The organism is Streptomyces sp. NPDC047315 (assembly GCF_040643215.1).
Lineage (GTDB): Bacteria > Actinomycetota > Actinomycetes > Streptomycetales > Streptomycetaceae > Streptomyces.
In genome coordinates this window covers 302,215-322,781 of the sequence record NZ_JBEYTZ010000005.1, presented here as the reverse complement: position 1 = coordinate 322,781, position 20,567 = coordinate 302,215, and the positions used below count along the sequence as shown (strand labels likewise).

Here is a 20,567-nt window from a genome sequence, read left to right as displayed (position 1 = left end):
CATCGCCCGGCTCTACGCCGACACCCGCGTCAACCGCATCTACGGCGGCACCAGCGAGGTCATGAAGACCATCATCGCCAAGGACATGGGCCTGTGACGATGAAGCGCACCCTGTACGGAGAGGAGCACGAAGCCTTCCGGGCCGTGATCCGCGACTTCGTCACCAAGGAGGTCACGCCGCACTTCCCCGGGTGGGAAAGGGAACGCCGCACCCCGCGCGAGCTGTTCCGCAAGCTCGGTGCACTCGGAGTCATGGGCTTCGACATCCCGGAGGAGTACGGCGGCCCCGGCCACACGAGTTTCAAATACCAGGCGATCATCGCCGAGGAGACCGCCGCCCAGGCCGTCTCCTTCGCCCACTACACCGTCACCACCTCCATCGTCCTTCCGTATCTGCTCGACCTCGCCACCGAGGAGCAGAAGCGACGCTGGCTGCCCGGCATCGCCACCGGCGACACCGTGCTGTGCATCGCGATGACGGAGCCGGGGACCGGTTCCGATCTCGCGGGCATCCGCACCACCGCGAAACTGTCCGATGACGGTTCGCACTACGTCCTCAACGGAGCCAAGACCTTCATCACCGGCGCCCTCAACTCCGAACTGTGCGTGGTCGCCGCCCGTACGTCACCGGCCACCCCCGAGGACCGCCGGGCGGGCCTGTCCCTCCTCGTCGTGCCCACCGACAGCGAAGGCTTCGGCTACGGGCGCCAGTTGGAGAAGATCGGCCTGCACGCACGCGACACCTGCGAACTGTCCTTCACCGACGTCCGCGTCCCCGTCGAGAACCTGCTCGGCGAGGAGGGCAAGGGCTTCTCCTACCTGGGGCGGAACCTGCCACGGGAACGGCTGTCCATCGCCGTCAACGCCGTCGCGGCAGCCACCGCCGCGGTCGGCCTGGCCAGGGCGTACGTGGCGGAGCGCACGGTCTTCGGCAAGCCGGTCGCCGCCTTCCAGAACACCAAGTTCGTGCTCGCCGAGTGCGAGACCGAGGTCACCGCAGCCCAAGCCCTGGCCGACCGCGGCGTGGAACTCGACGACGCGGCCGAGCTGACCCCGGCGGACGCGGCGCGGATCAAGCTGTTCTGCACCGAGGTCGCCGGCCGGGTCATCGACAAGTGCCTCCAACTGCACGGCGGATACGGCTACATGCTGGAGTACCCCATCGCCCGGCTCTACGCCGACACCCGCGTCAACCGCATCTACGGCGGCACCAGCGAGGTCATGAAGACCATCATCGCCAAGGACATGGGCCTGTAGGCCCGGAAGGACCGACGGACATCATGGGAACCCTGGACGGAAAGTCCGCGCTCGTCTCCGGATCGGGGCGCGGCATCGGCCGTGAGATCGCGCTGCGCCTCGCCTCCGAGGGGGCTTCGGTCGTCGTGAACGACCTCGATCCCGAACCCGCGGAACGCACCGCGGCCGACATCAGAGCGGCCGGCGGCACCGCCGCGGTCTGCGTCGGCTCGGTCACGACGGCCGACTTCTCGCAGCGGTTCGTCGACACGGCCGTCGACACCTTCGGCGGGCTCGACATCATCGTCAACAACGCCGGCTACACCTGGGACTCGGTCATCCAGAAGATGTCCGACGAACAGTGGGACACCATCCTCGACGTCAACCTCACGGCCCCCTTCCGGATCCTGCGCGCTGCCCAGCCGTACTTCCGCAACAACCCCGTCGACCACCACCGCAAGGTCGTCAACATCGCTTCCACCACGGGCTTCTACGGCGCCGCCGGACAGTCCAACTACGGCGCTGCCAAGGCGGGCCTGGTCGGCCTGACCAAGGTGCTCGCCAAGGAATGGGGCCGCTACCGGGTCAACGTCAACGCCGTCGCCTTCGGATTCATCCTGACCCGGATGACCGAGGTGACCGCCGCCGACAACACGACCCTGGAGATCGACGGCCGCGAGATCCGCGTCGGCATGAACCCCGAACGGGCTGCCATGGCCTCCACCATCATCCCCTTCGGCCGCCCGGGCACCGCGAAGGAAGCGGCCGGTGCCGTGTACCTCCTGTGCACCCCGGACGCGGACTACATCAACAGCCAGTGCATCGTGGTCGACGCGGGACGCGTCTGACTCCGCGGTGCACCGACCCACACGAACAACGAGGACCGCCATGTCTCACCCCGATCCGCGTGACCCACTCGGCTTCGACGACCTCCTCGACGACGAGGACCGAGCCGTCCGCGAAACCATCCGCGCCTGGTGCCAGGACCGGGTGACGCCCCATGTCGCCGACTGGTACGAGGCGGGTGAGCTGCCGGCCGTCCGCGAACTCGCCCGCGAACTCGGCGCCATCGGCGCCCTCGGCATGCACCTGGAGGGATACGGCTGCGCAGGCGCCACCGCCGTCCAGTACGGCCTGGCCTGCCTGGAACTGGAAGCCGCGGACTCCGGCCTGCGCTCCCTCGTCTCCGTCCAGGGCTCACTGGCCATGTACGCCCTGCACCGCTGGGGATCCGAGGAACACAAACAGCACTGGCTGCCGAGGATGGCGGCGGGCGAGGTCATCGGCTGCTTCGGCCTCACCGAACCCGACCACGGCTCGGACCCGGGAGCCCTACGCACCTCCGCCCGGCGCGAAGGCACCGACTGGGTCCTCAACGGGCGGAAGATGTGGATCACCAACGGCTCCGTCGCCGGCGTCGCGGTGGTGTGGGCGCGTACCGACGACGGGATACGGGGCTTCGTGGTCCCCACGAACACCCCCGGCTTCTCCGCACCCGAGATCAAGCACAAGGGCTCCCTGCGCGCCTCCGTCACCAGCGAACTGGTCCTCGACGACGTACGCCTGCCCGCAGACGCGGTCCTTCCGGAGGTGCGCGGCCTGCGCGGGCCCCTGTCCTGCCTCAACCAGGCCCGCTACGGCATCGTCTGGGGCGCGCTCGGCGCGGCCCGGACCTGCCTGGAGACGGCCCGCACCTACAGCACGACCCGCGAACAGTTCGGCCGGCCCATCGGCGGCTTCCAGCTCACCCAGGCCAAGCTCGCCGACATGTCCCTGGAACTGAACAAGGGGCTGCTGCTCGCACTCCACCTCGGCAGGCGCATGGACACCGGCTCGCTCCGCCCCGAACAAGTCAGCTACGGCAAGCTCAACAGCGTCCGGGTCGCCATCGAGATCGCCAGGACCAGCCGGACCATCCTCGGCGCCAACGGCATCAGCCACGAATACCCGATCATGCGGCACTCCGCCAACCTCGAGTCGGTCCTGACCTACGAGGGGACACCCGAGATGCACCAACTGGTCATCGGCAAGGTCCTCACCGGCCAGGACGCCTTCCGCTAGCACCGGCGACGGCCGCGGCCGGATAACCTGGACGCGCCTTCGGGCCGGCCCCGCCCGCAGGGCGGGGCCGACGTATCGCTCAGGACGAAGACACAGAAGGACAACGGACGTGGCAACGCGCAGACCGCCCAATCGCAAGGCACAGATCCGCGCCACCGCCGCTGAACTCTTCCTCCAGCACGGTTACCACAACGTCTCCGTGACGGACGTGGCCGATGAGCTGGGAATCACCGCGTCCGCGCTCTACCACCACTACCGCAACAAGCAGGACCTGCTCCTGAACGCCGTGCTCGACAGCCTCGACACCGTCGATGCCCTCATCAGGGACGCCGACGACCTGGACGCCGCACTGCGGGCTCTGGCAGCGCTGGTCACCGGCCCCCGTAGCGTTCTCGCCGTGTGGGAGCGGGAAGCCCGCAACCTGGAGACCGCGCAGCGTGCGGCAATCCGGGAGCGGGAGGTCGCCGCGGTCTCCCGCTTCGTCCCCCTGCTGCGGGCCGAACGCCCCGAGTTGTCGGAGCACACGGCCCACCTCGTCGCCAGGGCAGTCCTCGGAGCACTGGGCAGCCGGCGACGTCACCGCATCTCGCTGCCGCGGCGCAGACACGAACAGTTGATGCTCGACCTCGGGCGCCTCGTCGCCTTTGCTCCGCTGCCGACCCGTCCGGCACCCGAAGCCCCGACGAGCGTCCCGGCAGGTCCCCCGCCAGGCGTCGCCGGTGGAGGGCTGCGACGAGGGCGGCGCGAGCAACTGCTGACAGAGGCGATCCGGCTCTTCGACGAGCGCAGCTACCAGTCCGTGACCATGACCGACATCGGGGAGGCCGCCGGCATCGTCGCTTCCGGCGTGTACCGCTACTTCCCCAGCAAGACCGACCTCCTGGTCGCAGCGGTGAACCGGGGCAGCGAGCAACTCAGAGCAGCCACGGAAACGGCACTGGCCCAGACCGGGGATTCCCGTGAGGTGCTGACCCGGCTCCTTCGCGCGCACATCGCCATCTCCTTGGAACAGACCCACCTCATCGGCATCCTGGCGAACGAGCGCGACCAACTCCCCGACAAGGAACGCAACACCCTGCGTCGCCTCCAGTCGGACTACCTCAACGTCTGGGTCCAAGCCCTCGGCAACGTCCTACCGGAACGCGAAACCCCCGAACTCAAGGTCATCGTCCACGCCGCCCACGGCATGATCTACTTCACCATCCGCGTCAGCGGCACCGACCCGTGGCCGGACCTCCCACAACGACTCTCCGACCTAGGCTTGGCAATGCTGACCGGCGCCCGCAACACGTCCGGCACTTGCTGACCGGCGAGCGCACATCGTCACGCACCCCGCTCATGGATGCCCACCCCTGACATGAGGGATGGTGTCAGATGCCGGCGGTGGTGAAGGGAAGACAGCGGAACGGTGCGGTGTTCTGGGGGTCGAGCCGGTTGAGCACGAGTTGGGTGACGTTCGGGTCGATCGCCAGGCCGAGGTGGCCGGCCGAGTCGAGCCGGCACTTGTCCTGGAGCACGATGTTGGTGACGTTGTCCCCGGTGAGCAGGCCACTGGTGTAGGGCGTGACGACCCGGTCGTATCGGGTGACGATGCTGGTGTACGTCGGCCCGGGCACGGCGACGGGTCCATCGTTGAGCTTGGCCAGGAACGCCGAGCCTGGCAGGTAGTCCGTGCAGGCACCGCAGCCGACACCGGTCAGCAGGTCCTGCATGCCGAGCGCGGCGGCCAGGCTCGCCAGGCCGTTGAGCGTGGTGCCGCGGAAGTTGGAACCGAAGCCGATGAAGTCGTCGACCTTCGCCGCCCCACCCAGGTGCTTGATGTAGTACGCGGGGACAGTGGTCCCCTCGGAGTGTCCGACGATGTCGACCTTGGCCGCCCCGGTCGCGGCGCGCACCCGGTCGACGAAGGCGCCCACTTCGACGGCGCTGTCCGCCATCGGCGCGAGGCCGCCGGCCAGGCCGCCCAGCACGGTCTCGCCGTACGTCTCGGAGTAGACGCAGTAGCCGGCGGACCGCAGCGCGGGGGCGAGCGTGAGGAAGTTGACCCAACTGTTGGCGCCGAGACCGTGGACGAGGACCACCGGCTCGGGGTGGGCGGCGCTGGGGCGGCAGGACCAGTCGTTCCACCCGGCACGGGGTGGGCTGTCAGCGGAGGCCGTCGCGGTCAGCGTGGTGGAGGCGAGTACGGACAGCGCCAGGGCTGTCAGGAACGTGCGGAGTTTTCCCATCGGGCGACTCCTTGTTCGCGGAAGGTTACCCGGTAGTAGAGCACGTACCCTTGTTAGGAACAAGGCATCGTTTCCAAAAAAGTCAGGCCGGGGTACCAGCCCGCCGGGCACGTGGTGTGACGGTGGGTCAGGAGGTTCTGAGTCCGGAGCTGACGACGGTGTAGAAGCGGTCGAGTCCGTCTTGAAGCGACGCGCGCTCTGCCGGCCGCTCGGGGTCCGTGTCCAGCAGCCAGTCGGCGATGATGTCGAAGAGGCCGCCGATGAGCCCCATGGCCACCTCGCGCGAGTTCGGGCCGGCCGTGATGCCGAGCCGCTGCCAGACCGTCTCGACGAAGGACGCCGCCCAGCGGCGGTTGTTGCGACGACGCGCCTCGGCCAGCGGTGTCACGGCCCGGCCTTCGCCGAACGTCACCCGGGCCACGCGCACATCGTCGACGAAGGCGTCAGCGAAGTTCCGCAGAAGCGATCGGGCCGCCGCCGCCTCGTCCCGGGTGCCGTCCAGGACGTCCAGCGCCACGGTCAGTCGACCGGTCACGTCCGCGACGATGCGGTCGAGCAGCGCCAGATAGACGGCCTCTTTGCCGGTGAAGACCTCGTAGAAACTCTTGGTCCCGACGAACGCCTGTTTGCAGATCTGTTCGATCGACGTGTCCTGGTACCCCTGGGCGGCGAACAGCTCCAGCGCCGCGTCCAGCAGATCCTCGCGACGCCTGGCCCGCCGTTCCGCAGCGTCGAGTCCGCGGATTCGCCGACCGCCCCCCGCGCCCTCGTCATCCCCCACCGCACCGGCCACTGATCCAAGATACAGGCCGCGTTGCCTGTGACGGGGAGGTGGGGGACGTGCGGACGAAGGGCACCAGTCCCTGGAACGGGGCAGCCGGGGCCTCGTTGGCCAGCTTCGCCTCCCCGCGCCAGGGCCTGTCTTATGGATCAGGCGCGAGCCCGGCAAGATCCGTAGGGACTTCGACGACGACGCGGCGCGGCGCCGTGCGGGGAGCCGTCGGCGGGCGGCGTCGGCCTGCGAGGCGTAGGCGATGCGGTAGCCCATGCCAGGCGGCCTCGCCCCCGCGTCGCAGTCCTTGTAACACCAGCAGACGAAGGACTTGTTGGTGTCGTATTCGCCGAAGAAGCTGGGCTTTCCCGACGCCTTCCTGGCGGCGGTCGAGCGGCACGGCGGCACACACTGACCGGCTCACCGGCCGTGTACTACGCGGTTCTGCGCAGCGCGGCGATCGACCGCCACGACCTCTCGTCCGTACGGCTCGTCACCTCCGGCGCCGCCCCGATCGACACCGGCGCACTGCGGCGACTCGCCGAGGTCTTCCCGAACGCCCGGATCGCCGAGGGCTACGGCCTGAGCGAGGCGACCATGGGCGTCGCCGCACCGGCGCTGACCGGGGGGCGGGCGACGCCCACCGGCAGCGTCGGCGTCCCGATCTTCGACACCGAGGGCGAAATCAGGGACGGGGCCACCGGCACCGTCCTGTCCGCCGGGCGGACAGGCGAGATCTGGGTCCGGGGCCCGCAGGTCGCCGACGGGTACCTGGGCCACCCCGAGTTGACTGCCGAGCAGTACATGGACGGGTGGCTGCACACCGGCGACATGGGACGCCTGGACGAGGACGGCTTCCTGTTCCTGGTCGGCCGCTCCAAGGACATGATCATCTACAAGGGGTACAACGTGTACCCGCAGCCCTTGGAGGAGCTGCTCTGCGCCCACCCAGCCGTCGCCCAGGCAGCGGTGATCGGAGCGCCGGACGCGGACGCGGGTGAGATCACGGTCGGCTTTCGTGGTGCTGGCGCCCGGCGGGGAGGGGCGGACCGCCGCCGCTCGGGGCTCGGCGTTCGCGGACGACCTGATGGCGGCCGTCGCCGAGCAGGTGGCGCCCTACCAGCGGGTGCGCCGGCTGTTCGTCGTCGACGCCCTGCCGGTGACGGACACGGGCAAGGTCCAGAAGACGGTGCTGCGCGAGCGCTTCGCCGACGCGGTCGCCTGATCACGAGTACGGCCGAGGGTCCGGACGCCGCCTCCACGTCCGGGCCCTCGGCCGTAGTCACGTGGCTCCGACGGCGTCAGCCGATGACGCCGCGTCGGCGCAGCGCTCGGACGGTCGTCGTGGCGAGACCGGCCCCGACGAGGATCTCGTCGGGGCCAGCGCCGATCACGGGCGCGGGCTGGGGTGGGGCGCTCGGGGTGCCGAAGAACCGGGGCGCGGGACCGGGCTGGATGAAGCCGGCGCTGGTGCTGTACGTGCCGCGTGCGGTGTGGGGGTGCGCGGCGGCTTCGGCGAGGGACAGTACGGGGGTGACACAGGACTCGGTCCCGTCGAAGGCGGCAGTCCACCCCTCGCGGGTCCGTGTCGCGAAGACCTCCGCGAGGCGTGCTCTCATGGCGGGCCACGCGTCCTCGTCGTGCTGCCGGGCGAAGACGGGGTCGTCGGAGAGGCCGAGGTCGGCGAGGTTGTTCTACTCCTATCCCTCGACGTGGGGGGGGCGACCTCCTGGGTGACGAAGTCCCGGATCACCGCCCGGAAGGCGTCGTGCTCCTTGGCGTAGGTCGTTCGTCTCATGGCACTCGCCCGATCAGCGGCTGGCGCCGTCGACGGTGAGGACCTGGCCGGAGACGTAGTTGGCCTCCTGCAGGCACAGGGCGTACACGGCGCCCGCAGCCTCCGCCGGGGTGCCCGGACGGCCGAGCGGGATTGTCCGGGCGGCGGCCTTCGCCAGCTCCGGATTGATGCCGACCTTGATCTTCCGGCCCTCGATCTCGACGGTCGCGTCGGAGTCGGCAGCGGCCTCCGTCATGCGGGTGAGGATCCAACCGAAGGCGACCGCGTTGACGTTGACCTTGTAGCGGCCCCACTCCTTGGCCATGGACTTTGTCAGGCCGATCACACCGGCCTTGGCGGAGGAGTAGTTGGCCTGGCCGGCGTTGCCGCCGGTGGCGACGATGTCGGTGACGGTCTCCTCGGCGGGCTCCTTGTCCAGGTCGTTGATGACGACCGCGGCGCCTTCGGAGGCGAGCTTGAGGGCGACCTCACGGCCGATGCCCCGGCCGGAAGCCGGAGACGAGGGCGACCTTGCCGTCCAGGGTTCCCATGATGTGCGTACGTCCTTCGCTGTCAGGAGGCGATGACGACGGCGGACCCCTGGAGGGTTACCGTGCCGTCGGGAAGGCTGACCGTCAGGCCGAGGCGGGCGAGGCCGTCCTCGGTCTTGGCGACGCTTCCCGTGCAGATGGGAGTGGCGTTGACCGGGGTGATGGCGGAGAAGCGAACCTCATAGGAGCGGATGCGTTCCTGCGGCACCCAGTCGGTCAGCAGCCGGCCCAGGTAGGCCATGGAGAGCATGCCCTGGGCGAAGACGTCCGGAATGCCGACGGCCTTGCAGGCGTCGATGTCGATGTGCACCGGGTTGTGGTCGCCAGCGGCGCCCGCGTACAACGCCAGGGTGGTGCGGGTGATCTTCGGGGCGTCGAGGGTCAGCCTGTCGCCGGTGCGGAGCGGGGTCACTTGGCGGCCTCCGGGTTGCGGACCACCACGGCGCCGGCCAGCTCGGCGACGAGGTCGCCGTCGCGGGTGACCTCGGTGGTGCGGACGATGAATTCCAGGGCGCCACCCTTCTTCGCGTACACGTCGGTGATGGACGTGGAGAAGGTGAGGGTGTCCCCGGCATGGACGAGGGAGTGGTACGTGAAGCCCTGGCTGCCGTGCAGGATGGTGCGCAGGTCCACACCGATCCGCTGCAGCAGGTCCGTGGTGTGGGGCTCCTCCATGTTCAGGCAGAACAGGAAGGTCGGCGGCACCGGCAGGTCGCGGTGTCCGGCCGCTTTGGCGGCCTCCACGTCGGTGTAGACGGGGTCGGCCTGGCCGGTGGCCTTGGCGAAGAAGCGCAGGCGCCCGCGTTCAACCTCCACCGTGTGCTCGGCGGTGCGGGTGCCGACGATGCTGGGGTCGATGGGCATGGTCAGGACGCCTTCTCGTAGAGGGTGACGACACCGGCGCCGCCAAGACCCAGGTTGTGCTGGAGGGCAAGGGTGGCACCTTCGACCTGGCGGTCGCCGGCGGTGCCGCGCAGCTGCCAGACCAGTTCGGCGCACTGCGCGAGACCGGTCGCGCCCAGCGGGTGGCCCTTGGACAGCAGGCCGCCGGACGGGTTGGTGACCACGCGGCCCCCGTAGGTGTTGTCACCGTCGAGGACGAAGCGCTCGGCGCCGCCTTCCTCGCACAGGCCGAGGGCCTCGTAGCACAGCACTTCGTTCACCGTGAAGCAGTCGTGCAGTTCGACGACGGGGATGTCCCGGGGATCGAGGCCGGATGCCTCGTACACCTGGTGGGCGGCCTCCCGTGTGATGTCCGCGCCCACCACCGTGATCATGGACTTGTCCTCGAAGGTGCTCGGGAGGTCCGTGACCAGGGACTGTGCCCTGATCGCGACGTCCGTGCGCAGGCCGTGCGCGCGGGCGAAGTCCTCGGAGCAGACGATCGCCGCCGCCGCTCCGCAGGTCGGCGGGCATGCCTGGAGCCGGGTCACCGGCCCGTACAGGTGCGGTGCGGCAAGGACCTCCGTCTCCGTGATCGGATCGCGGAAGACGGCGTACGGGTTGTTGGCGGCGTGTCTGCGGGCCTTCACGGCGACCTTGGCGAAGGTCTCGGCGCGCATGCCGTAGCGGTCCATGTACTCCGTGCCGGCGGCGCCGAAGAAGCGCATCACGGCTGGAGCGTCGCTCGGGCCGCCCTCGATCTCGTCCATCTGCTCGATGAAACGGTCGAGGGGGGTGGCGCGGTCTGCCCAGGCCCCCGTGAGGGCGCCGGGCTTCATCTGTTCGAAACCGAAGGCAAGCGCGCAGTCGACCGCGCCGGACTCCACGGCCTGGCGGGCCAGCCACAAGGAGGAGGAGCCGGTCGAGCAGTTGTTGTTGACGTTGACGACCGGGACACCGGTCATGCCGACCCGGTACAGCGCGCGCTGCCCGCAGGTCGAGTTGCCGTAGACGTAGCCGGCGTACGCCTGCCGGACCCTCCCGTAGTCGAGTCCGGCGTCCTTGAGTGCGGCCCGGACGGCGGCGGCGCCCATGACGTCGTACTCGTCGCTGCGGCCGGGTTTGCTGAACGGGATCATGCCCACGCCGGCGACGAGGACTCCGCGGCTCATCGTTCCTCCATGAGGAATTACCTCCAGGAATGTGTGACGTCATCTTCACTTTTCACCGCGCCCACCCTAGTGTCAAGGCACTGAGCCTCGCCCATACCTGTGCGCAGTCTTCACTACTGAGGACATCCGAGACCGGCGGGCAGCAAGATCACCACGAGAGTTGAGGAGCGTCGTCGTGGACGCAACGGAGTTCGAGGACGTCCTTGATGCGGTGCGCCGTTTCATCCGAGAGGACGTCGTTCCGCGCGAGCGCGAGATCGACGAGACGGATCTCGTCCCCGGGGAGATCCGGGACAAGGCCGTCGACATGGGTCTGTTCGGCTACTCCTTCCCGGAGGAGTACGGAGGCATGGCCACCTCGGTGACCGAGGATGCCCTGCTCGCCATGGAGTTCGGCTACACCACCGTCGCCTTCCGCTCGATGTTCGGCACCAACGTCGGTATCGCGGGTGGAGTCCTCCTGAACTACGGGTCCAAAGAGCAACAGGAGGAGTGGCTCCCCCGGCTCGTCGGGGGGCAGATCGCCTCCTTCGCCCTCACGGAGCCGGAGGCCGGGTCGGACCCCGCCGGGATGAGGACGCGGGCGGTGGACACCGGCGACGGACACTTCGAGATCACCGGCGCCAAGCGCTTCATCACCAATGCGCCGGTCGCCGACGTCTTCATGCTCTTCGCCCGAACCGCGGAAGGGGCCCGCGGCACCGACGGCATCTCCTGCCTCCTCGTCGAGGCCGGGACCCCCGGCCTGACCGTCGGGCCCAAGGACCGCAAGATGGGCCAGGCCGGAGCCTGGACCTCCGAGGTCTTCTTCGACAAGGTCCGCGTCCCACACTCCGCGCTGATCGGCGGCATGCAGGGCAAGGGTTTCAACGCCGCCATGCGCAGCCTCTCGAAGGGCCGGCTACACGCCGCCGCGCTGTGCGTCGGCACCATGGTCCGACTTGTCGAAGAATCGGTCGAGCACGCCCGCAACACCACCCAGGGCGGCACCCCGATCGGCGAGTTCCAGCTGGTCCAGGCGATGCTCGCCGAGATGAAGACCCTGCTGGACGCCGGCCGGGCACTCGTCCTGGACGCCGCACGCCGCTACGACGCGGGCGAGGACACCAAGTTCGGGCCCTCCACGGCCAAGCTGTTCTGCACGGAGGCGGCCTGCAAGGCCGCCGACCTCGCCGTGCAGATCCACGGCGGCATGGGCTACATGCGCGAGGCAACCGTCGAGCGGATCTACCGGGACATCCGGATCACCCGCATCTACGAGGGCAGCAGCGAGATCCAGAAGCTGATCATCGGCCGCGCCCTGCTCCGCTCCACCTGAACGGCCCTCCGCCCCGCTCCCGCGAGCCACCCCGAAACGAGGAACCATGAGCACACTGCCCCAGCTGGACGGACTCGACTGGGACGACCCCGCCGACCACGCCAACGCCACCCGCGGACTGGTCGACCGGCTGGACTCCTGCGTCATCCGCAACGCCTCCGGCCGCGTCGTCTGGGACGGCGACCGCTGGTCCTTCCTGGAGGAAGACTGCCCCGACACGGCCAACCCGAGCCTGTGGCGCCAGTCCCGGCTCAACGCCCTGCACGGCCTCTTCGAGGTCGTCCCCGGGATCTACCAGGTGCGCGGCCTCGACGCCTCCAACATGACCCTGGTCGAGGGGGAACGGGGCGTCGTCGTCATCGACCCGCTGATCAGCAAGGAGTGCGCTGCCGAGGCGCTCGCGCTCTACCGCCGCAACCGAGGCGACCGCCCCGTGACCGCCGTGGTCTACACCCACAGCCACAGCGACCATTTCGGGGGCGTGCTCGGGGTCACCACCGTCGAGGCGGTCGCCGCGGGCGAGACCCCGGTGATCGCCCCGTCCGGTTTCATGGAGCACACCGTCAGCGAGAACGTCTTCGCAGGTCCGGCGATGGCCCGCCGCGCCTCCTTCATGTACGGCAACGGCCTCCCGGCCGCCCCCGACGGCATGATCGGCTGCGGCCTCGGTCAGGCAACCTCCACCGGCTCCATCGGCGTCATACCGCCCACCGTCACGGTGGAGGAGACCGGGCAGCAGATGACCTTCGACGGAGTGCGCCTGGTCTTCCAGCTGACGCCCGAGACCGAGGCGCCGTCGGAGATGAACTTCTTCTTCCCCGACCACAAGGTGCTCCTGGTGGCGGAGAACGCCAACCACACCCTGCACAACGTGCTCACCCTGCGGGGAGCGCTGGTCCGCGACGCCCGCGCCTGGGCTTCCTATCTCACCGAGACCGTGCAGCTCTTCGCCGACGACGCAGAGGTGCTGATCGGCTCCCACAACTGGCCCACCTGGGGACGGACCGAGCTGACGCGGCTGCTCTCCGAGCAGCGCGACGCCTACGCCTACCTCCATGACCAGACCGTTCGGCTGATGAACCGCGGCCTAACCGGCACCGAGATCGCCGAGGAACTCTCGGAATTCCCAGGGCAGTTGGGGCGGGCCTGGCACGTTCGCGGCTACTACGGCACCCTCAGCCACAACATCAAGGCCATCTACCAGCGCTACATGGGCTGGTACGACGGCAACCCCGCCCGTCTCCACCAGCTACCGCCGACCGAGGCGGGCCGCCGCTACGTCGAGTTCATGGGCGGCCCAGACGCGTTGGTCGCCAAGGCCCGCGCGTCCTTCGAGGCGGGGGAGCACCGCTGGGTCGCTGAAGTCCTCGACCACGTCGTCTTCGCTCACCCCGAGCACACCGCGGCCCGTGAACTCCAGGCCCGCACCTTCGAGAGGCTCGGCTACGCGGCGGAGTCCGCTCCGTGGCGGAACTTCTACCTGTCCGGGGCCCGGGAGCTGCGCGACTGGGTGCCGGACGCCCCGCCCGCCCGCGCCGTCGGCGGCAACCCGGCGATGCTGGCCGGCCTCTCCTCGGAACAGATCTTCCACTTCATGGCCATCCGGCTCGACGGCCCGCGGGCAGCCGCCCACCGGCTCGTCCTGCGCTGGGAGTTCACGGACCGCGGCGAGAGCTGGACGACGCTGATCGCCAACGGGGTCCTCACCCCGATGCGCGGCGACGCGCCCGGTGGGGAGGAGCCCCAGCTGACCCTCCGGCTGACCCGGCCGGACCTCGAGCGTGTCCTGTCCCGCCGTGCCGACATCACGGGCGGATCGATCGAACTCAACGGCGACGTCGGCGCACTGACCACCCTCCAGGACCTACTGGAGGACCCGCCGCTGACGTTCCCGATCGTCACCCCCTGACATCCGCTCGGCTTCACGCCCGCCCCATCCGCCCCTCCCCCCTGGGAGCGCCCCATGGCTGTTGAGCAGGAAGTACCTCCGCCGAAGACCCCCGAACATCAAGCACCCGCTGACCAAAACCGCTACGCCTGGCTGGTCGTCGGTCTCCTCTCGTTGCTGCTCCTGGTCAACTTCGCCGACAAGGCCGTCGTGGGGCTGGCCGGCTCCGAAATCAAGCGTGAACTCGGACTTGACGCCCGGCAATTCGGCATCGTCCAGTCCAGTTTCGGCTGGCTCTTCGCGATCGGCGGCATCCTCGGCGGCTGGCTCGTGGGCAAGGTGCAGGCGCGCTGGTTGCTCTTCGGCATCTCCGCGCTGTGGGCCCTGAGCATGCTGCCCTTGGCCTGGCAGGTCGGCCTCGGCATGGTCATCGCCTCCCGGGTGCTCCTGGGGTTCGCCGAGGGGCCGACCACGGCGCTGGCGATCCATGTCGCGCATTCGTGGTTCCCGGCGGCCAGACGGGTGCTGCCCAGTTCGGTGCTGGTCGCGGCGGCAGGCATCGGACCGGCGGTAGGCGTGCCCGTCCTCACCTGGATCATCACCGACTACTCGTGGCACGCGGCGTTCGGCTCCCTCGCCGCCATGGGCGCCATTTTCGCCCTGATCTGGCTGCTCCTGGGCCGCGACGGACCGGAGACCAGCGCCGGTGCCCACAGCGGGACGGGGGAGCATGACGCGGACGTGCCGAGGCTCCCCGACCGGGTACCGCTGCGCAAGATCTTCGGGACGGGCACCGTCCTCGGCATCATGCTGCTGCTCTTCATGACGTACACCAACACCACCCTGAAGATCACGTGGCTGACCCTCTATCTGGAGGAGGGCATGGGGTACGGCGACAAGACCGCCAAGCAGCTCACCGCCCTGCCCTACGTCGGCGCCGCCGTCGCGGCCATCTCGATCGGCGTCGTCTCGGCGGCCCTCACCAGGCGCGGCTTCAGCAATCGGGTGACCCGGGGGCTCCTGGGCTCCTCGCTGGTGCTGGCCTCCGGCCTCGCCACCGTCACGTTCACCACCCTGGAGGCGGGCACGCCCCACATGGTGCTTCTGGTGCTGGCCTCGTGCCTCAGTACGGCCGGTTACGGCGCCACCTTCGCCGCCGTTAGCGACGTGGCCCCGGCGAAGCAGCGGGGCCTGGTGCTGGCGATCGTCACAGCCTTCTACAGCCTCGCCACGATCGTCGCTCCGATCGCGATGGGCGGCTTCGTGGCGACGGGCCGGTCGGTCGCCGAGGGCTACAGCAACGGCTTCCTCACCGTCGGCATCGGCATGATCGTCGTCGCCGTCGCGGCGATGTTCCTGATCGACCCCGACCGCGACGCACGGAAGCTGTCAACTATCGATTCAACGTGACACGCTCTTCACTTCTGCCTCAATTGAGCTTAGTATCTCAGCATTTATAGTCGCGCTTCTTGCAACATTCAAATTCCCCTACAGGACACCGAGGCCCTTCGTGGGCGGACAGGGAGCAGCACGGTGAGCACATACACCGGGGCGCCGATGGGGACGTACCTGACCGAGGACCGCCTGGCGATCCAGGCGCTGGCGCGGGAGTTCACCCTCAAGGAGGTGCTCCCGGTGGCGAACGAACTGGACCCGGTCGCCGGGGAGATCCCCCTCGAACTGCGTCGCAAGATGGCCGACCTGGGCTTCTTCGGCATCCTGATCCCCGAGGAGTACGGGGGCCTGGGCCTGGGCGTGTTCGAGTACGCCCTGGTGGTGGAGGAGCTGGCGCGCGGCTGGATGAGCGTGGCCAGTATCATCGCCCGGGCCCAGCAGTTCAACGACTCCTTCACCGAGGAGCAGCGCGACGAGTACCTGCCGCTGATGGCCCGTGGCGAGTTCCTGTCCGCGGTGGCCCTCTCCGAGCCGGAGGCCGGCTCGGACGTGGCCAACATCCGGACCCGCGCGGAGCGTGACGGCGACGGCTGGCGGGTCACCGGCCAGAAGATGTGGTGCACGTTCGCGGACGCCGCGGACTACCTCCTGGTCTTCGCCCGGACCTCACCCGTCGACGAGAAGCGCCGCTCGCACGGCATCAGCGCCTTCGTCATGCCGAAGGCGCGTGGAACCCTGCCCGACGGGGTCACCGGCAACCCCGTCCGCAAGATCGGCTACCACGGCTGGAAGACCTGGGAGCTGTCGTTCGACGGCGCCCGCGTCGAGCCGGGAGCCATGGTCGGCCGACGGGACGAGGGCTTCAAGGTCGCCATGTCGGATCTGGAGGTGGCCCGGATCCACACGGCGGCACGGGCCATCGGCCTCGCGCGGGGAGCCCTGGAGGACGCGATCGCGTACGCGGGAACCAGAGTCCAGTTCGGGAGGCCGATCGGGGCCAACCAGGCGATCCGCTTCAAGATCGCGGACATGGCCACGCAGATCGAGGCCGCGCGCGCACTGCTGTACCAGGTGTGCGCCGAGGTCGACGCCGGGCGGCGGACGGGCCTCAAGGCGTCCATGGTCAAGCTGCATGCGACGGAGATGGCGGAGCGGGTGACCAGCGAGGGTCTCCAGATCCACGGCGGTGCCGGCTACACCACCGACTTCGCTGCCGAGCGCTACTGGCGCGACGCACGCCTGACGAAGATCTTCGAGGGCACCTCGGAGATCCAGATGAAGATCATCTCCGACACGCTGCTGGGCCGCTGAGATGGCCTCCACCGACACCGGTGTCGACGCCGGCGCGTCCCACGGCCCGCTCGCCGGACTCGTCGTCCTCGACCTCAGCCGGATGCTGGCCGGCCCCTACGCCACGATGCTCTTCGCCGACCTGGGCGCCACGGTGCTCAAGGTCGAACCGCCCTTCGGCGACATGGTGCGCAACCAGGGCCCGTACGCACCGGAAGACCACCTCAAGGCGTTCGGCGGATACTTCCAGTCGATCAACCGCAACAAGCAGGGCATGGTCGTCGACCTCACCACCCCGCAGGGCGCCGACGTCATCCGCCGACTCGCCACCTCGGCCGACATCCTCGTCGAGAACTACCGGCCCGGCGTCATGGAGAAGGCCGGACTCAGCTACGAACACCTTGCCGAACTCAACCCCCGGCTCGTCTACGCCACCGTCCGGGGCTTCGGCGACCCGCGAACCGGCGTCAGCCCCCTCCAGGACTGGCCCAGCTTCGACATCGTCTCCCAGGCGATGGGCGGCCTCCTCGGCATCACCGGCCCCGAGGGCGGCGAACCGGTCAAGACCGGCCCGGGACTCGGCGACACCGTCCCCGCTCTGTTCGCCGCCATCGGTGCCCTCGCGGCGCTGCGCGAACGGGAGATCACCGGTCGCGGCAGGTTCGTCGACGTCGGCATGTACGACGCGGTGGTGGCGGCCTGCGAACGCATCGTCTACCAGCACTCGTACACCGGTGCCGTCCCCGGTCCCGAGGGCAACACCCACCCCCTGCTCTGCCCGTTCGGAGTGTTCCCGGCCCAGGACGGGCGCATCGCGCTGGCCGCAGCGCCGGCGGACCACCACTGGCGGCTGCTCTGCCAGGCGATGGGACGGCCCGAGCTCGGCGCGGACGAGCGCTACGCGACCAATGTGCTGCGCTGCTCGCGTCAGGCGGAGGTACTGGGGATCGTCGCCGAGTGGACCGGCCGCCACACCCGCGCCGAACTCGTCGCGCTCCTCGGCGGAAAGGTGCCGATCGGACCCGTCAACACGGCGGACTCACTCTTCGCCGATCCACACCTCAAGGCCCGCGGCATGCTCCGGGAGGTCGAACACCCCGGTGTGGAACGCCTGGTGACCATCGCCGACAGCCCGATCCGCTTCGCGGGCGACGCGGAACGCGTCATCCGCAGGGCCCCGTTGCTCGGCGAACACACCGATGCGATCCTGCGGCGCGCCGGCTACGGGGACGAGGAGATCGCCGCCCTGCACGCGGCGGGTGCCGTCGCCGGACCGTGCTGACTCCACCACGTCACCCCTCTCACAAGGAGCCTTCTATGGCAAGCCTGACCGGCCGCGTGGCCGTCGTCACCGGCGCCGGCCGCGGCCTCGGGCGAGAGCACGCACTGCTGCTCGCCGCCGAGGGGGCCAAGGTCGTCGTCAACGACCCGGACAGCGGCCCCGCGCACGAGGTCGTCGTCGAGATCATCGCCGCGGGCGGCGAGGCCGTCGCCGACACCGGCCGCGCTGACGACTTCGCCGCGGCGAAGAACCTCGTCGACACGGCCGTCACCGCCTTCGGCGGACTGCACATCTTGGTCAACAACGCCGGCATCACCCGCGACGCCACCGTCGTCAAAATGACCGAGGCCGCGTGGGACTCGGTCGTCTCCGTCCACATGAAGGGCCACTTCACCACCCTTCACCACGCCGCCGCGTACTGGCGTGACCTGGCCAAGTCGACCGGAACGCCGGTCGGTGCCTCGGTGGTCAACACCTCCTCCGGCTCCGGCCTGCGGGGCAATCCCGGCCAGCTCAATTACGCGGCTGCCAAGGCCGGCATCGCCGCCATGACGGTCGTCGCCGCGCGCGAGCTGGAGCGGTACGGGGTCCGGGTCAACGCCATCGCACCCGTGGCCCGCACCCGCATGACCATGGAGACCCCGGGCCTTGCGGAGAAGCTGGCGGTCCGCGAAGGCGAGTTCGACCAGTGGCATCCGGGAAACGTCTCGCCCCTCGTGGCCTGGCTGGCCCGCGAGGACTGCAAGGCCAGCGGTCAGCTGTTGATGATCCGCGGCAGCCGCATCGACGTGTACGACGGCTGGACGGTCCGTGAGACCCACGAGGGCGACGGCCGCTGGACGCAGACCGGCCTGGACAGGGTCCTGTCCAGCCTGCCGGACGGTCCGCCGAAGCTCGTCCCGTCCGCCTGACCCACGCTCCGACACCTGAGAAGGATCAGCGATGTACACCACGCACATCGGTGCCTCCAAGCCCGATTCGATCAATATCTACGGCTACGACCTCTGCACGGAGATCATCGGCCACGCCTCCCTCGCCGACCTGGTCTTCCTCGGCGCCCAGCGCCGCCTGCCCACCACGAACGAGTCGAAGCTCCTCAACGCCCTGATGGTGGGCATCGCCGAACACGGCTTCACGCCCAGCGCCCTGGCGACCCGGCTGACGTGGCTCGGCGCCCCCGAGGCCACCCAGGCCGCCGTCGCCGCCGGGCTACTCGGCGCCGGCAGCGTCTACCTCGGCGCCATGGAACTCACCGCCCGCTTCCTCCAGGAGGCCCTGGCCAACGCCCCCGAGGGGCAGTCCCGGGAGGAGACCGCCGCCGGCGTCCTCGACGCGCACGAGACGTCCGGGGACAAGCTGCCCGGCTTCGGCCACCCGGTCCACCGCCCGCGTGACCCGCGCACTGCCCGCTACTTCGAACTCGCCGAAGAGTACGGGCTGCTGGGCGAGCACGCTCTGCTGCTCCAGGCCGTGCACGTGGAGATGGAGCGCCGCAAGGGAAGGATGATCACCCTCAACGGCGCGGGGGCTTTCGGCGCCTGCCTGGCCGACATGGGCTTCGACTGGCGGCTGGTGCGCGCCGTCGTCACCGCTGCCCGCGCGGTGGGCCTGGTGGGCCACATCGCCGAGGAGTCCGCCAACGGCACGCACATCAGCACCGCCCAGGCCCTCGTCATGCACGTCGGGCACCACACGGACTACCAGCCCCAGCGCTGAGCACCCCACGCCCCGAAGGAACACCTCACTCCCATGAGCACAGTCAACCGACTCCGCCCACGGCGCTCCTGCCTCGCCGTGCCCGGCAGCAATCCGCGCTTCCTGGAGAAGGCCCAGGGTCTCGCCGCCGACCAGGTCTTCCTCGACCTGGAGGACGCCTGCGCCCCCCTCGCCAAGGAAGGCGCCCGCACCACCGTCGTGGACGCGCTGAACAACGGCGACTGGACCGGCAAGACCCGCGTCGTGCGCGTCAACGACTGGACGACCCACTGGACGTACCGCGACGTCGTCACCGTCGTCGAGGGCGCCGGCCAGAACCTCGACTGCATCATGCTGCCGAAGGTCCAGGACGCACACCAGATCGTCGCCCTCGACCTGCTGCTTACGCAGATCGAGAAGACGATGGGCTTCGAGGTCGGCAAGATCGGCATCGAGGCGCAGATCGAGAACGCCCAGGGCCTCACCAACGTCAACGCGATCGCCCAGGCATCAGCCCGCGTCGAGACCATCATCTTCGGTCCCGGCGACTTCATGGCCTCGCTCAACATGCGCGCGCTCACCATCGGCGAGCAGCTCCCGGACTACCCGTCGGACGCCTTCCACCACATCCTGATGAGCATTCTGATGGCCGCCCGCGCCAACAACCTGCAGGCCATCGACGGCCCGTACGCCGCGATCCGCAACACCGACGGCTACCGGAACATCGCCCGCCGCTCGGCCGCCCTCGGCTTCGACGGCAAGTGGGCCCTCCACCCGGACCAGATCGCCGCCGCGAACGAGATCTACTCGCCCTCGCAGGAGGACTTCGACCACGCCGAGCTGATCCTCGACGCGTACGACTACCACGCGTCCGAGGCCGGCGGGAAGAAGGGCTCCGCGATGCTCGGCGACGAGATGATCGACGAGGCATCCCGCAAGATGGCCCTGGTCGTCTCCGGCAAGGGCCGCGCCGCCGGCATGCAGCGCACCGGCACGTTCGAGATCCCGGAGGTCTGAGCG

At 69.5% G+C, this 20,567-nt stretch carries 20 protein-coding genes and 2 pseudogenes; 15 read left to right on the top strand and 7 right to left on the bottom strand.

Features of this window, described 5'->3' with window-relative positions:
• The first annotated feature begins 1 nt into the window (after position 1).
• From ABZ842_RS07940 to ABZ842_RS07920, 5 genes are all read left to right on the top strand, one after another.
• Entirely contained in the window at positions 2 to 97 is a 96-nt protein-coding gene (locus ABZ842_RS07940) for an acyl-CoA dehydrogenase family protein (protein ID WP_361533512.1), read from the top strand.
• A 2-nt stretch (positions 98 to 99) separates the two neighbouring features.
• Positions 100 to 1,257 (top strand): acyl-CoA dehydrogenase family protein, encoded by a 1,158-nt coding sequence (locus tag ABZ842_RS07935; RefSeq protein WP_361533509.1) that lies wholly within the window; start codon positions 100 to 102, stop codon positions 1,255 to 1,257.
• 23 nt (positions 1,258 to 1,280) lie between these two features.
• Positions 1,281 to 2,084 (top strand): SDR family oxidoreductase, encoded by an 804-nt coding sequence (locus tag ABZ842_RS07930; RefSeq protein ID WP_361533437.1) that lies wholly within the window; start codon positions 1,281 to 1,283, stop codon positions 2,082 to 2,084.
• 40 nt (positions 2,085 to 2,124) lie between these two features.
• Positions 2,125 to 3,297: an acyl-CoA dehydrogenase family protein gene (locus ABZ842_RS07925; RefSeq protein ID WP_361533434.1), complete on the top strand. Its 1,173-nt coding sequence runs from the start codon at positions 2,125 to 2,127 to the stop codon at positions 3,295 to 3,297.
• Positions 3,298 to 3,406: 109 nt separating this feature from the next.
• Complete coding sequence (locus tag ABZ842_RS07920; RefSeq protein WP_361533431.1) at positions 3,407 to 4,603, top strand: helix-turn-helix domain-containing protein; 1,197 nt, start codon at positions 3,407 to 3,409, stop codon at positions 4,601 to 4,603.
• A 64-nt stretch (positions 4,604 to 4,667) separates the two neighbouring features.
• On the opposite strand, the gene ABZ842_RS07915 is transcribed toward ABZ842_RS07920, so the two are convergent.
• Complete coding sequence (locus tag ABZ842_RS07915) at positions 4,668 to 5,525, bottom strand: lipase (RefSeq protein ID WP_361533428.1); 858 nt, start codon at positions 5,523 to 5,525, stop codon at positions 4,668 to 4,670.
• A gap of 127 nt (positions 5,526 to 5,652) precedes the next feature.
• Entirely contained in the window at positions 5,653 to 6,318 is a 666-nt protein-coding gene (locus ABZ842_RS07910; protein WP_361533425.1) for a TetR/AcrR family transcriptional regulator, read from the bottom strand.
• Between the two features lie 408 nt (positions 6,319 to 6,726).
• Between ABZ842_RS07910 and ABZ842_RS07905 the strand changes: the two are divergent.
• Positions 6,727 to 7,272 (top strand): annotated as a pseudogene (locus ABZ842_RS07905) (AMP-binding protein); the annotation flags it as partial.
• A 43-nt stretch (positions 7,273 to 7,315) separates the two neighbouring features.
• On the top strand, positions 7,316 to 7,522 hold the full coding sequence (locus ABZ842_RS07900) for a hypothetical protein (protein ID WP_361533422.1): 207 nt from the start codon (positions 7,316 to 7,318) through the stop codon (positions 7,520 to 7,522).
• Between the two features lie 76 nt (positions 7,523 to 7,598).
• Here the strand turns inward: ABZ842_RS07900 and ABZ842_RS07895 are convergent.
• From ABZ842_RS07895 to ABZ842_RS07875, 5 genes and pseudogenes are all read right to left on the bottom strand, one after another.
• A pseudogene (locus ABZ842_RS07895) lies at positions 7,599 to 7,958 on the bottom strand (CoA transferase); the annotation flags it as partial.
• A gap of 150 nt (positions 7,959 to 8,108) precedes the next feature.
• Complete coding sequence (locus tag ABZ842_RS07890; RefSeq protein ID WP_361533506.1) at positions 8,109 to 8,477, bottom strand: SDR family oxidoreductase; 369 nt, start codon at positions 8,475 to 8,477, stop codon at positions 8,109 to 8,111.
• 170 nt (positions 8,478 to 8,647) lie between these two features.
• Positions 8,648 to 9,037, bottom strand: a complete 390-nt coding sequence (locus tag ABZ842_RS07885) for a MaoC/PaaZ C-terminal domain-containing protein (protein ID WP_361533419.1) — start codon at positions 9,035 to 9,037, stop codon at positions 8,648 to 8,650.
• Complete coding sequence (locus tag ABZ842_RS07880) at positions 9,034 to 9,489, bottom strand: MaoC family dehydratase N-terminal domain-containing protein (protein WP_361533416.1); 456 nt, start codon at positions 9,487 to 9,489, stop codon at positions 9,034 to 9,036. The genes ABZ842_RS07885 and ABZ842_RS07880 overlap by 4 nt, the downstream gene beginning before the upstream one ends.
• Positions 9,490 to 9,491: 2 nt before the next feature.
• Positions 9,492 to 10,679 carry a lipid-transfer protein gene (locus tag ABZ842_RS07875; RefSeq protein WP_361533413.1) on the bottom strand — a complete coding sequence of 396 codons (1,188 nt, stop codon included), beginning with the start codon at positions 10,677 to 10,679 and terminating at the stop codon, positions 9,492 to 9,494.
• A gap of 175 nt (positions 10,680 to 10,854) precedes the next feature.
• Here ABZ842_RS07875 and ABZ842_RS07870 point away from each other — a divergent pair, with 175 nt between their 5' ends.
• The 8 genes from ABZ842_RS07870 to ABZ842_RS07835 all read left to right on the top strand — a co-directional run bounded on the left by ABZ842_RS07870 (position 10,855) and on the right by ABZ842_RS07835 (position 20,564).
• Positions 10,855 to 11,997 carry an acyl-CoA dehydrogenase family protein gene (locus ABZ842_RS07870; RefSeq protein ID WP_361533410.1) on the top strand — a complete coding sequence of 381 codons (1,143 nt, stop codon included), beginning with the start codon at positions 10,855 to 10,857 and terminating at the stop codon, positions 11,995 to 11,997.
• A 46-nt stretch (positions 11,998 to 12,043) separates the two neighbouring features.
• Positions 12,044 to 13,906, top strand: coding sequence for an alkyl sulfatase dimerization domain-containing protein (locus tag ABZ842_RS07865; RefSeq protein WP_361533407.1), 1,863 nt, complete (start codon positions 12,044 to 12,046; stop codon positions 13,904 to 13,906).
• 54 nt (positions 13,907 to 13,960) lie between these two features.
• Positions 13,961 to 15,295, top strand: a complete 1,335-nt coding sequence (locus tag ABZ842_RS07860) for an MFS transporter (protein ID WP_361533404.1) — start codon at positions 13,961 to 13,963, stop codon at positions 15,293 to 15,295.
• A gap of 123 nt (positions 15,296 to 15,418) precedes the next feature.
• Positions 15,419 to 16,591 carry an acyl-CoA dehydrogenase family protein gene (locus ABZ842_RS07855; protein ID WP_361533401.1) on the top strand — a complete coding sequence of 391 codons (1,173 nt, stop codon included), beginning with the start codon at positions 15,419 to 15,421 and terminating at the stop codon, positions 16,589 to 16,591.
• Position 16,592: 1 nt separating this feature from the next.
• Positions 16,593 to 17,852, top strand: coding sequence for a CoA transferase (locus ABZ842_RS07850; RefSeq protein ID WP_361533398.1), 1,260 nt, complete (start codon positions 16,593 to 16,595; stop codon positions 17,850 to 17,852).
• Positions 17,853 to 17,887: 35 nt separating this feature from the next.
• Entirely contained in the window at positions 17,888 to 18,763 is an 876-nt protein-coding gene (locus ABZ842_RS07845; protein ID WP_361533395.1) for an SDR family NAD(P)-dependent oxidoreductase, read from the top strand.
• A 31-nt stretch (positions 18,764 to 18,794) separates the two neighbouring features.
• Entirely contained in the window at positions 18,795 to 19,568 is a 774-nt protein-coding gene (locus tag ABZ842_RS07840) for a citryl-CoA lyase (RefSeq protein WP_361533392.1), read from the top strand.
• Positions 19,569 to 19,601: 33 nt separating this feature from the next.
• Complete coding sequence (locus ABZ842_RS07835; protein ID WP_361533389.1) at positions 19,602 to 20,564, top strand: CoA ester lyase; 963 nt, start codon at positions 19,602 to 19,604, stop codon at positions 20,562 to 20,564.
• The last annotated feature ends 3 nt before the right edge of the window (positions 20,565 to 20,567 follow it).